Source organism: Paucilactobacillus nenjiangensis (genome assembly GCF_005405445.1).
GTDB classification, from domain to species: domain Bacteria; phylum Bacillota; class Bacilli; order Lactobacillales; family Lactobacillaceae; genus Paucilactobacillus; species Paucilactobacillus nenjiangensis.
In genome coordinates this window covers 1-13023 of record NZ_BJEB01000064.1, presented here as the reverse complement: position 1 = coordinate 13023, position 13023 = coordinate 1, and the positions used below count along the sequence as shown (strand labels likewise).

General features: G+C 38.3%; 10 protein-coding genes. 8 read left to right on the top strand and 2 right to left on the bottom strand.

Annotated elements, in window-relative coordinates:
* The first annotated feature begins 86 nt into the window (after positions 1–86).
* Genes FFM59_RS08595 through FFM59_RS08575 form a run of 5 tightly spaced genes read left to right on the top strand, consistent with a single transcriptional unit; the run spans position 87 to position 6786 of the window.
* Positions 87–1748, top strand: a complete 1662-nt coding sequence (locus FFM59_RS08595; protein ID WP_137602631.1) for a formate--tetrahydrofolate ligase — start codon at positions 87–89, stop codon at positions 1746–1748.
* Positions 1749–1772: 24 nt separating this feature from the next.
* Complete coding sequence (gene lspA, locus FFM59_RS08590; RefSeq protein WP_137602630.1) at positions 1773–2228, top strand: signal peptidase II; 456 nt, start codon at positions 1773–1775, stop codon at positions 2226–2228.
* On the top strand, positions 2221–3135 hold the full coding sequence (locus FFM59_RS08585; protein ID WP_137602629.1) for an RluA family pseudouridine synthase: 915 nt from the start codon (positions 2221–2223) through the stop codon (positions 3133–3135). The genes lspA and FFM59_RS08585 overlap by 8 nt, the downstream gene beginning before the upstream one ends.
* Before the next feature lie 25 nt (positions 3136–3160).
* On the top strand, positions 3161–4243 hold the full coding sequence (locus FFM59_RS08580; RefSeq protein ID WP_137602628.1) for a carbamoyl phosphate synthase small subunit: 1083 nt from the start codon (positions 3161–3163) through the stop codon (positions 4241–4243).
* The gene (locus tag FFM59_RS08575; protein ID WP_137602627.1) at positions 4240–6786 is read left to right on the top strand and encodes an ATP-binding protein; all 2547 of its coding nucleotides are present in this window, start codon (positions 4240–4242) and stop codon (positions 6784–6786) included. Before FFM59_RS08580 ends, FFM59_RS08575 begins: the two co-directional genes overlap by 4 nt.
* Positions 6787–6835: 49 nt before the next feature.
* On the opposite strand, the gene FFM59_RS08570 is transcribed toward FFM59_RS08575, so the two are convergent.
* Entirely contained in the window at positions 6836–8536 is a 1701-nt protein-coding gene (locus FFM59_RS08570; RefSeq protein ID WP_137602626.1) for an NFACT RNA binding domain-containing protein, read from the bottom strand.
* Between the two features lie 158 nt (positions 8537–8694).
* Between FFM59_RS08570 and FFM59_RS08565 the strand changes: the two genes are divergently transcribed.
* The 3 genes from FFM59_RS08565 to xerS all read left to right on the top strand — a co-directional run bounded on the left by FFM59_RS08565 (position 8695) and on the right by xerS (position 11760).
* Positions 8695–9126: a MarR family winged helix-turn-helix transcriptional regulator gene (locus FFM59_RS08565; RefSeq protein ID WP_137602625.1), complete on the top strand. Its 432-nt coding sequence runs from the start codon at positions 8695–8697 to the stop codon at positions 9124–9126.
* Between the two features lie 85 nt (positions 9127–9211).
* Positions 9212–10078 carry a DegV family protein gene (locus FFM59_RS08560; RefSeq protein WP_137602624.1) on the top strand — a complete coding sequence of 289 codons (867 nt, stop codon included), beginning with the start codon at positions 9212–9214 and terminating at the stop codon, positions 10076–10078.
* Positions 10079–10689: 611 nt separating this feature from the next.
* On the top strand, positions 10690–11760 hold the full coding sequence (gene xerS / locus FFM59_RS08555; protein ID WP_137602623.1) for a tyrosine recombinase XerS: 1071 nt from the start codon (positions 10690–10692) through the stop codon (positions 11758–11760).
* A gap of 63 nt (positions 11761–11823) precedes the next feature.
* Here the strand turns inward: xerS and FFM59_RS08550 are convergent, their stop codons facing one another.
* Entirely contained in the window at positions 11824–12864 is a 1041-nt protein-coding gene (locus FFM59_RS08550; protein ID WP_137602622.1) for a zinc-binding dehydrogenase, read from the bottom strand.
* Between the last annotated feature and the right edge of the window lie 159 nt (positions 12865–13023).

Here is a 13023-nt window from a genome sequence, read left to right as displayed (position 1 = left end):
AGGTTATCATGCGGTGTCCAACAATGAAACAATTATTTACAGAATGTTGAATGACTATATTTATATAATACGAGGAGAGAATAGACATGACTGATTTAGAAATTGCAAAAGCAGCAACCCTTACACCCATCGTTGATATTGCCGACAAGGCCGGACTAAAAGAAGACCAAATTGAAATGTACGGCAAGTACAAGGCCAAGGTTAACGTGACTGGTTTAAAAAATCAAAGTATTGAAGGCCACAAGTTAGTGTTAGTGACCTCAATTAATCCAACTCCAGCAGGCGAGGGTAAATCTACGGTTTTGGTTGGACTTGGTGACGCCATGAACCAACTAGATAAACAAACCATGATTGCGATGCGTGAACCATCAATGGGGCCCGTGATGGGAATCAAAGGTGGCGCAACCGGTGGGGGATATAGTCAGGTTATCCCTATGGAAGATATCAATTTGCACTTTACGGGGGACATGCATGCCTTAACCAGTGCACATAATACGTTGATGGCCTTAGTCAATAACTATTTGCAACATGACAATGCCCTTAATTTAGATCCAAGAAGAATTATTTGGAACCGTGTTGAAGACGTCAATGACCGCACGCTCAGAAATGTAATTACCGGGCTCGGTGGCGTTACCCAAGGAATCCCACAAGAATCTAGCTTTGACATTACGGCAGCTTCTGAATTAATGGCAATTTTATGTCTCGCCAGTGATTTAACAGATTTAAAAGCCCGCATTGGAAAAATTGTCGTTGGTTATACCCATGATAAAGTGCCAGTTTCAGTGGCTGAATTAGGATTTGAAGATGCAATCACGATTTTATTAAAGGATGCTTTCAAGCCTAACTTAGTTCAAACGTTAGCACACACTCCAACCTTGATTCATGGCGGCCCATTTGCTAATATTGCTCATGGCTGTAATAGCGTAATTGCAACTAAAACGGCACTCCAGTTAGCAGATTATACTGTCACTGAAGCTGGCTTTGGTGCTGATTTAGGTGCAGAAAAGTTCTTAGATATCAAACGACCCGTCTTAGGCAAAACTCCAGATGTTGTCGTGATTGTTGCGACCGTTCGTGCATTAAAATATAACGGTGGGCAATCAGTGAAAGAACTTACTACCGAAAATATCGATGCCTTAAACGCCGGCTTACCAAATTTACAACGTCACATGCAAAATATTCAATCATTTGGACTCCCAACAGTTGTGGCGATTAACCGCTTTACGAGCGATACGGATGCCGAATTGAACTTAATCAAAGAATATTGTGCTGCCCAAGGAGTCACTGCTGTCATCACCGAAAGTTGGGGTAAAGGCGGGGATGGAACTCTTGATTTAGCTAAAGAAGTTGTTCAATTAACTACCAAGCCAGCTAACTTTACTAGCTTATATGAAGCTGATGATACAATTGAAGCTAAGTTAAATAAAATCGTCACTAACATTTATCATGGCCGTTCTGTTAGCTTAACCAAAAAAGCTCAAAATCAACTCAAAACCTTTGCCAAAAACGGCTGGGATAAATTACCTGTCTGTGTTGCCAAGACTCAATATTCATTTTCAGATGATGCAAAACGACTCGGTGCACCGACAGATTTTGATGTGGAAATTAGAGAATTTGTACCAAAAATAGGAGCTGGTTTCATCGTCGCCTTGGCAGGTAACGTCATGACGATGCCAGGCTTACCTAAACAACCTGCCGCATTGAAAATGAAAATCGATGCACAGGGCGAAATTACCGGATTATTCTAAATAAATTTTTACTTGGAGGCTGTTATGCCGTACTATGGCTTATTAATTGTGCTACTCGTGATTGGTGATCAGTCACTTAAATTTTGGATTACCAACAACATTCAATTAGGAGCGGTAGATTCTTTTATTCCCGGCTTACTTTCTTTCACTAATTTGCGTAACATTGGGGCAGCCTGGAGTATCCTTGAAGGACAACAATGGTTCTTTATTGTTATTTCAATTGTCGCTTTGATTTTGATTTGTTACTTTTTATGGAGATATCGTGCCAATTGGCATTTTGGCTGGCCACTATCACTCATTTTAGCTGGAACGATTGGCAATTTTATTGATCGTCTTCGATTAGGATATGTTGTTGATATGTTCCAATTAGATTTCATCAATTTTCCAATTTTTAACATTGCAGATATGTGCTTAACCGTCGGTGTAATCTTAATGATTATTGCCATACTTTTTGAAGATGAGGGAACCAAGAATGACTGAACCACAAACAATCAAAATTACGGAACCTGACCAAACTGGGCGAATTGACAAAATTTTACCTAAGTTAACCGAACACTTGTCACGTTCACAAATTCAAAAACGAATTGAAAACGGCCAGATATTGGTCAATGGTGAAACTATCAAAGCCAACTATAAGTTACGTTTAAACGATCAAGTTGACTTAAAGGTCGTTGAACCACAAACTTTAAGCATCGAACCTGAAGATATTCCATTAGATATTATTTACGAAGATGATGATGTGTTAGTCGTGAACAAACCCCAGGGGATGGTCGTCCATCCCTCAGCCGGGCATGCAAATCACACGTTAGTGAACGCACTCTTATTCCATACACCTTTATCAACTATCAACGGTGAATATCGTCCAGGAATTGTGCACCGTATCGACAAAGACACTTCTGGTCTATTGATGGTTGCTAAAAATGATATCGCTCATCAAAGTTTGGCTGAACAATTAAAAAACAAAACCAATACCCGCGAATATTGGGCCATTGTCCATGGTCAAATTGCCGAAGATGAAGGCACAATCGATGCTCCAATCGCTCGCAATCCGCAAAATCGTCAAAAGCAAGCGATTGTCCAAGGTGGAAAAAACGCCGTGACCCACTTTAAAGTCATCAAACGCTATCAACATTACACATTGATTAGCTGTCGACTTGAAACCGGCCGAACCCACCAGATTCGCGTCCACATGCAATATATCAAACATCCAGTTGCCGGAGACCCTTTATACGGTCCACATAAAACGTTACCTGGCAACGGCCAGTATTTGCATGCTAAAACACTCGGCTTTGAACACCCAAGAACTCATGAACAACTATTATTTGACGCACCATTACCAGATTACTTTGATAAAATGATTAAATATTTGGATGAACACGATTCATAAAAATAATTAGGGAGGAGGGACTAACATGGTTGAACGTTATTTAATTCTAGAAGATGGCACCGCCTATAAAGGTGAAGGCTTTGGCGCACCCGCGGTTACAACCGGGGAACTTGTATTTAATACCAGTATGACTGGTTATCAACAAATCATTACTGACCAAATTTACCACAATCAGATTGTGATTTTTACCCAGCCAAATATTGGTAGTTATGGGATTAATCAATCAAATTACGAATCAATTGTACCAACGATTAAAGGTGTGATTGTTCGAGATTTAGCTAATGTTTCAACTAATCGCATTAGTCGTCTCTCCCTTGATCAGTATCTGAAGCAAATGAACATTCCAGGTATCAGTGGTATTGACACTCGCGCAGTTGTTTCAAAACTGCGTCAAATGGGCGAAACTGTCAAAGCTAGTATTGTGCCCGTGGCCGATGACCATGCGTTTGATCAACTCCATGCCACAGTGCTAACTAATCAACAAGTGGCTCAAGTTTCTACGCCCAAACCGTATCCGAATCCTGGTACAGGCAACAGTGTGGTTGTGATTGATTTTGGACTCAAACATGGTATTTTACGCGAACTAGTGAAGCGCAATTGTAACGTGACCGTGCTGCCTTACACTGCTTCTGCTGAAGATATTTTGAGTTTGGATCCAGATGGCGTCATTTTGTCAACTGGGCCAGGTAGTCCATATGATATTAACGACTCCGTGATTGAGATGATACAATCAATTCAAACTAGAGTGCCGTTATTTGCGATTGGCTTAGGACATGAATTGTTTGCGTTGGCGAATGGTGCAAACGTGGTCAAACTACCAGCTGAGCATCATGGTATGAATCACCCAATCAAAGAAGTGATTACAACCCATATTATTTATGCGTCTCAAGGACAGGGATTTGCTGTGGAACGAAATTCAGTCGATCGCAGAACATTGTTTATTACGTACGTTGATTTGCTCAATGACACTGTTCAAGGATTACGGCACCGTGATTTCCCAGCATTTTCCGTTCAATTTTTCCCAGATGGCGCACCAGGTCCTGATGAAACTAAGGGCCTATTCGATGAATTTCTAGAAACTATTCATCGTCAGGAGGACAATCGATGAATCATCCAATCTCTAAAGTTTTAATAATTGGTACTGGTGCTGATCAAATCAACCAGTCAACCGAAACTGACGACGCTATTTATCAAGTAGCGTCTTCTTTAAATGACCTTGGAATTGATGTTTCGTTGATTGATAACAATCCATTCTCAGTAGCCCTCGGTGACAAAACAATTATTCATGACAGCAAAATTGCTCCAATCACCTTTGATAATGTGCTCGAAACAATTAATGAATTTCAACCCGATGCGATTTTACCAAACTTAGGTGGTTTGAAAAGCATTCAGATTGCACAACAATTATTTGAGTCTGAAGAACTTAAAAAGCGTGACATCACCATGTTAAGCATGCCTGAATTTGCCATTAGACAAATTAGTAATCCAGTCTTAATGAATGAAATGCTAAAAAAAATGGGTGCTCCAATTACAACGACTGAAACCATCACTAGCTTTAGTGATGCAATACATATTGTCCAAGAAATTGGCTATCCGGTCATTATTAAACCAGTTTCACCATTTGGAAACTCAAGTCGGCGACTGTGCAACGATAATGACGAGTTGGCTGAAGCCGTCGAAATAGCGATGTCTCAATCCAAAATCCAACAAGCTGTCTTGCAACAAAGTATTGTTGGCTATCAAGAAATCGAATTAGTGGTAATCAGAGATCGGCTTGGCTCGATGCTCCAAGTTGCCGGAATTGAAGACTTTGATCCAATTGGTATTCATGCTGGTGATTCAATTTCCTTTACACCAACTCAAACCTTAATGGATATCGAATTACAAGAATTACGTGATTTGGCCTTTTCGATTACTCGAAAATTAAGAATTGTTGGCGTAAACCACGTTCAATTTGCGTTAAATCCAGATACTGGTAAATTCTACGTAATTAAAAATAGTCCTTATTTTGACCGAATTACTTCGTTTGCTGGTCACGCCACCGGCTATCCATTGTTATACGTTTGTGCCAATTTATTAATGGGTAAAACGTTAGAGCAACTGGAATTACCAGCCAGTTTTGGCTTTAAATCAGCTTTATTAGAACCCACAATGGACCATATTGCTGTGCGCATGCCCATCTGGCCATTTCAGTCATTACCAGATGCCGACCAAAATCTAGGTACCCAAATGCGGTCGACTGGGGCAGTAATTGGAATTGGACGAAGTACGGAGGAAGCTTTAATCAAAGCAATTCGAGCAACACGAGCACAAGCGGATTCTCTGAGCATTGAGTCCCAAGTTAAGTTAACCGATGACCAAATTATCCAGTATATTATTCATCCGCGTGCCAATCGCATTGTGATTTTGATGGAGGCTCTGCATCGGGGTTATTCCAGAGATGAATTATCGGAATTGACCAAAATTGATCCATTTTTCTTCTATAAATTAGAAAAGATAATCAGTTTAGAAAATGAAATTGCTGAAAATCCTGATGATGTCGAAGTTTTGACTAGAGCTAAATACTTTGGGATGAGTGACCGAATGATTAGTGTCTTATGGAATCAAACAGAAGACAAAGTTAGACAGTTTAGGATTGATAACGAGCTGTCACCAACGTATAAACAGGTCGACTTCAGTGCAGGAGAATTTGATCAACATTCGAATCGATTCTACTCAACCTTTGAGCTGGAAAATGAAAGTCATCCATCCGACGCCGAACACAGGGCATTAATCATTGGAACGGGAGGTCTACGTCTCGGTAATGCAGGGGCGTCAGATTACTTTACCTCGAAATTGATTTTATCACTCCAAAAGCAAAATTACGAAACCGTGCTCGTTAATAATAATCCCAGTGCTGTTTCAATGAACTTGGCTGATAAACTATATACCGAACCCTTGGAAGCACCTGATATTTTAGAGGTAATTTCCATTGAAAAGCCTGAAATTGTTTACGTTCCCGGCAGTCGTAGTCGCTTAATTACAATTCTCGAACAAAAAGATTTAAAAGTAGAAAAATTGCCACAAAATGGCCAATTACTGTCTCATTTAGCCAGCGGTAAGGAATATGCCTTAACCATGATTTATGATGGCACTAATGCTGTGTCATTAGATTTAACCTCTTATCTAATTCAAAACGAGAGTGGTTTTGGCGATCCAACCGCATTTATTTACCCAGCCAAAGTTAATTCTCGCCTTAAATCGGACATTATGTCGATTGGTACTGAACGCATTAAGCAACAGGTCACGCCAGGTATTTATCAAGCGTTGTTCGTTGTCACAGGTGGGGTACATTTTGAGCAAGTTAGACAATTACCCTTAGCTGAACAATCATTTTTGGCAAAGGTATTAAATCTAGATTTAGTTGATATTTCACTGAAGCTTGCTCAATCGCAATGTGACGTCAACCAACTAGAAATCAATCTCGTTAATAATAAAATCTGGGCGTTTTCTGCTGCCTTTCCATTCAGATCACTTGGGCTTCATGATGAAACTATTCAAAGTGAAACTATCATTGGAGCAGAGATGGCATACGGTCACAGTATTACAGACGCATTAAAACAACTCAGTCCGAATGGTGAAGATTCAATCCATAATGGTACCTACTATTAAATTGCAGACAAATAGCCTAAAACCAGCAAAATTGGTTTTAGGCTATTTTTTATTTAGTACGTAATTCATTTACTTTTTGACTATCAGGCGTGATTGACAATGTCGTTTGACCTGTAAAGGTCACGAAGCCAGGATTTGTACCAGCTGGCTTTTTTAAACGTTTGACGGGAAGATAATCAACTGGCACATGCGCAGAATCACGACCCTTTGAGAAGTAAGCAGCAATATTAGCAGCTTCTTGAATAGTTTCGTCTGAAGGGTTGGAATCACGAATGACCACGTGTGAACCTGGAATATCTTTCACGTGTAACCAAATATCGTCCTTATTTGCAACTTTGAAAGTCAGCCGTTCATTTTGTAAATTATTCTTACCAACCAAGATAGTTGTTCCATCAGTAGCTGTATATTCTTCTGGCTTGCTAATTGTTACTCGTGCTTTTTTCTTTTTATTTTGATTTTCGCGCAAATAACCTTGTTGTTGTAATTCAAGCTTAATCTCTTCTGTATCGGCAGGAGAGGCGAGTTCAATTTGAGATTGAATACTCTCTAAGTATTCAACCTCTTGATTGGTTAAGGCTAATTGCTCCTCAACGTGAGCAACCGCATTACGTAATTTTTGGTAACGGGTAAAATATTTTTGAGCATTTTGTGAAGCTGTTAATTGATTTGAAAGCGTAATTTTAATTGGTGAATTATTATCATAAAAATTTTCCAAGGTAATTTCAGTCATGCCTGGTTCAATTTTATGAAGATAAGTGGTTAAGATCTCACCCTTAATCCGAAACTGATCCGCCTTTTTGGTATCTTCCATAGTTTGATTTAGCTTCTTAATTTTGGAATAATCTTTTTTCAAAATATTTGAAATAATTTGAATTAGTTGTCCCGCCACTTGCCGAGTACGGTCTAACTGTGACTTTTCAGTATAAAATCCATCCAATAGAGCAGACAGAGTAGGATAGTTGATTTGTTCACCAATCGTATCTGGTTTGAAGACTGAAAAAGAAACTTTACCATCTGGCGTTTTAGTCAAGGTTGGTGTGGGATGGTCGAAGTGTTGAAGAAATTCTTGATAAGTTTGTGGCGTGTTATCTGAATCAATCAGTTGAGTAGCTAAGTATGATGCTGTATCTGATGCTAGCCCTTGGTAAACAGTTTGTAACTCGGATTTTAATTCCTTAACGTCTGTATGTTTAAGTGCTAAATCTGCATATGCTTGATTAGCGATAAACGGATTCAGTTTGTTTTCTTGCTTAGGGGGCATCACAAATGTTGCTCCAGGTAACAAGAGACGATAACGGTTCTGATCACCGCTGACGTGTTTGATGGTATCAATAATTTTGTTTGTTGCCGTATTAACTAAAGAAACATTACTGTGGCGAGACATAATTTCAACGTACATCAACAAGTTCTGCGCATCACCCAATTCATCACGAGTGTCAAAAGCTAATTCCACGACTCGGTCATTATCTAACTGTTTAATTGACTCTAAAATAGCACCTTCAAGATACTTACGCATTGCCATGGCGTATTTCGTAGGTGTTTTAGGATTTCGGTATGGCACGTCCGTAATTTGAATTCGTGGGTAGGTCGGATTTGCTGAAAGAAGTAAAGTTTGATTATGTCGATTTGCTCGAATTACTAAGATTAGTTCACCAGGATAAGGTTGGTGGATTTTTGATACGCGCCCGGTGGCTAACGTATCATTTAATTCTTTCACCATCGCATGGGTGAAAAAGCCGTCGAATGACATTTGAATGCCTCCAATTTATAAATTTAACATTAACAAGTATACAGTTATTTGGGAATTAACACAAAAGTTAAGATTTTTTTAAGAAAATACTTGTACATTACAATTTCGATATTGTATAATACAAGTAAATATTAATTGGTAATGAGCGGGTGAACTAAATGAAGGATAGTCTTTCAGCATTAACAGACATTTCAAAAAACTATAAAAGTTCTTTGCTTCGGATTACGAAGCAAGTTAATTTGACAATTGCTGAATGGCAACTTCTACTTCAAATTATAGATGGCAATACAACACAAGATCTCTTATCTAAAACAACCAGTTTAGATACGTCGACTTTGAGTCGACAACTGAAGCATCTAGAAACTAAAGAAATGCTTGATAAAACACCAACCGGACGTGATAAGCGACAACTTATTTACGCAGCCACAGAGTTAGGTGTTAATGCCGTTAAGACAATTAACGAGCAAACCGAACAATTGGATAAGCAGATATTTGATCGTTGGACTGAGGAAGAAACAAATCTATTACAAATTCTTTTAAACCGTCTAGATAAGAGTGTTAAGAGGATTTTAAGCAAAACTGAAAAATGAAAAAATAGTCGTGTGAATTGGCCTCGGCTATTTTTTGTGCTAATATTATTAAGACATTTAAGTATTGATAGTGGAGGACGATCTAATGAAAATAGCTGTTGTTACTGACAGCACGGCTTACCTGGATCCAAAGGAAGTTGAAGCTAATAACATCAAAATTGTACCAATTCCAGTAATCATCGATGGAAAAAGTTACAGTGAGGGAGTCGATATTGGAACCGAAGAGTTTTATGACAAACTTAGAACATCAACTTCGTTTCCAAGTACTTCACAGCCACCACTTGGTGAAATGATTGAACTGTATCGCTCATTAGCAAAAGAGGGCTATGACACTGTAATCAGTATCCACTTATCAAGTTCCTTATCAGGATTGCTTGGGAGCTTAGTTCAAGTCGCTGAAGAAGTCAAAGACGAAATTCGTGTGATTCCATATGATTCGCATGTAACTGTTAAGCTAATGGGTTACATCGTTTTAGAAGCAGCCAGACTAGTAAAAACTGGGATGGCTGCCGATGATATTCTTTTACGTCTTGATAGTTTACGTGAGACCGTGGATAACATCTTCGTTGTTGATGACCTACAAAACCTTGTTCGTGGTGGTAGATTGTCAAACGCATCAGCGTTTATTGGTTCTATTTTAAAAATTAAACCGCTGTTAACAATGAGCACGCCAAATCATGAAATTCAAGCTTTTGAAAAAGTTAGATCTTCAAAGAAAGCATTAGCAAGAGTTGAAGAATTGTTCGGTGAACGAGTTAGCAAGTTGAGATATCCAGTGAAAGCCATCATTATTCATGCTAACGATGAACCAGCAGCAATTAAGTGGCGTGACAAATTAGCACAACAATTCCCAGACATTGATTTTGAAATTAGTTATTTTGGTCCCGTGATTGGAACCCATCTCGGTGAAAAAGCTTTGGCTTTAGGCTGGATGAAAGATACTACAAAGTAATTGCCATTATTATATAAATAATCATACTGAAGTTTAGTATGGTTATTTTTTGATTTATAGGGGGGCTTTTATTGATATTGGTAATAGTTTAGCTTTTTGTTATATTCTAGTTTACATAATATATATTATACAAAGTAGATTGTTTAATTAAATCTGGACAGTGGTTCAGCTAAATTCTACCGCCCTCAATTTCTTTGCTTATCTACAATCATCTTTAAGTAAATTTTTTATTTTAATTCTTAGTTAGATCAGTAAATTTGTATGATCGCAATCATGAATCTAGAACGCTGTCGTCTTTAGTTTAATTTAACGCTGCATGACTCTTAACTCGTTTCATTAAGTACGCCATTTTGATTATATTAGTAGTATTATTATATATATCTAGCATTATAATGATTCGTTTAAAAACAGTTAAATTACCATATTTAGCAAATAAACTATGTGAACATAGATTCTAGATAATTGGTGTTAAGTTACTTAATAGATAGCCCGATGAAGAATACATAATTGTCATTTTGATACCTGTCATTAAAATTTTTATTTTAATGACTACAGGTCCACTATCTGTGCTATGCTGTAAGTAATAAAACTTATTGAAGGAGTTGTCTTTAATGGAAAATGAACGCTATATTCACCTAATTGATTCTGAACTCGCCAACTTACCTGACTTCGTTAATCAATATCGAATCGGCACTAATCTGTCACTAACTACTACCTACCAGTATTTGACGGAATTTAGACGTTTCTTTGATTGGCTTCGAATAAGCTCCCTCTCTCAAGCTGCAGATAACAATCATGTCTCTCCTACAGACCTGGAACAACTTAAACGCAACGATATCATGCTTTATATTGATTCCATTAAACATAACAGCAACGAACGCAAGAATAGCGTCTCACCTACTACCATTAACCGGTCCATTAATGCGTTACGCTCACTCTACAAATTTTTAACAATTAAATCTGATAACGTCAATGGACACTCATATTTTGATCAAAATGTAATGTTAAAAATAGATTCCATGAATACCAATCAAACACTGAGTTACCGTGCACATGCCATTAAAGCACACATGTTAATTGGAGAAGAAAAGTTTGAGTTTTTAGACTTCATTGATACTACCTACATCAGTAAAATAAATAAGCAGGCAATCCATTCTTTTGAAAAGAATAAAGAACGTGATTTAGCCTTAATTGCTTTAATGTTAGGTACAGGAATTCGCGTCTCTGAAGCAGCTAATGTCAATATGAAAGATATCAATCTGAGTGACAAATACTTAGATATCACTCGCAAAGGTGGACAAAAAGACACAGTGCCAATTGCTGATTGGACCATCGACTATCTAAAAAATTACGCAAACCATCGTAGCAGCACCTATCATCCCGATAAAACTCAAACTGCTTTCTTTATTACTGAATATCATGGCAAAATCAATCGAATTGCATCAAATTCAATTGAACGTTTGGTTAGTAAGTATTCAGCAGCTTATGGTCGTAAACTCACGCCACATAAGTTACGACATACTGTAGCATCGGAAATTTACAGCAACACTAAAGATCAAGTCGTTGTTGCTCAGCAGTTAGGACAAAAAGGTACTTCTGCCACTTCACTTTATACCCATGTTGATCCAGATAAGCAACGTGCCGCACTGAATGATAATTCCAATCAACGTCAAAATAAATAGCTTTAACGCAAAAGAACTTCTAACTAGATAACTAGCCAGAAGTTCTTTTTGAACCAGATTGTATTATTCAGGAATAATCATTGCCTTGATTGCCTTACGGTCAGTCATTGCCTGATAAGCATTATTAATATCATCTAAACTAAATGATTGAGTGAAGACTTTACCTGGATGAATATCGCCATCTAAAACGGCCTTCAATAATACTTGTTTATCATAGGTAGTCACAGATGCTGGTCCACCAGCAATAATCGTATTACTATAAAATGATTGGGTCATATCCATTTTAGGTTCATGAGGCAATCCAACCCGTCCCACAATTGCACCAGGACGACCAAACTGCATTGCTTCAGCATTAGATTGTTCACTACCCACACATTCTAAAACTGCATCGACACCATCATTATTCGTCAGTTCTTTAATTTTGGCTACCGCGTCATCACCACGTTCTGCAATAATATCAGTTGCTCCAAATTCAAGAGCTAATTTTTGACGATCTTCATGGCGACTTAACGCAAAAATACGTTTAGCACCACGCATCTTAGCTGCAATTACACCACACAACCCAACTGCCCCGTCACCAACGACGGCCACACTGTCACCTCTTTGAACATTGGCAACACGCGCTGCATGATACCCAGTTGCCATCACATCAGCTAATGTTAGTAATGACTTTAACATTTCTTCGCTATAGTCTTCTGGATGGCCAGGAATTTTAACCAAGGCCCATTCACCATGTTGAAACTTGATGTATTCAGCTTGTACACCATTACTAAAGTTATCACTATGGTTTTGACAATCGCCATCAAATCCTGCTAAACAAGCGTCACAACGACCACAGCCATGCGTAAATGGTGCTATGACAAAATCACCAGGAATCACAGTCGTGATATCAGACCCAACGGCCGTGACAATTCCAATCGCTTCGTGACCGGAGTTCTCAGAGTTAGCTGGCACTTTGTCTAGCCCTCGATATGCCCACAAATCAGAGCCACAGACACAAGTTCTGACAATCTTGATGATGACATCATCGCTTTCCTTGATAGTTGGCATTTCAATATCTTTAACTTCAACTTTTCCTGCTTCAACAAAAATGGTAGATTTCAAACCAAACACTTCCTCAAGTTATTATTTAATACAGCAGAAAGTAAACTGCTGCCTAATTAAATTGTACTCCTTAAAGTGAACTCTGGTCCCCTGTCAATAAAATAGACAATTTAAATAGAGACTTTTTTGTCCTATGCCACGACTAAATTTTGAATTTGA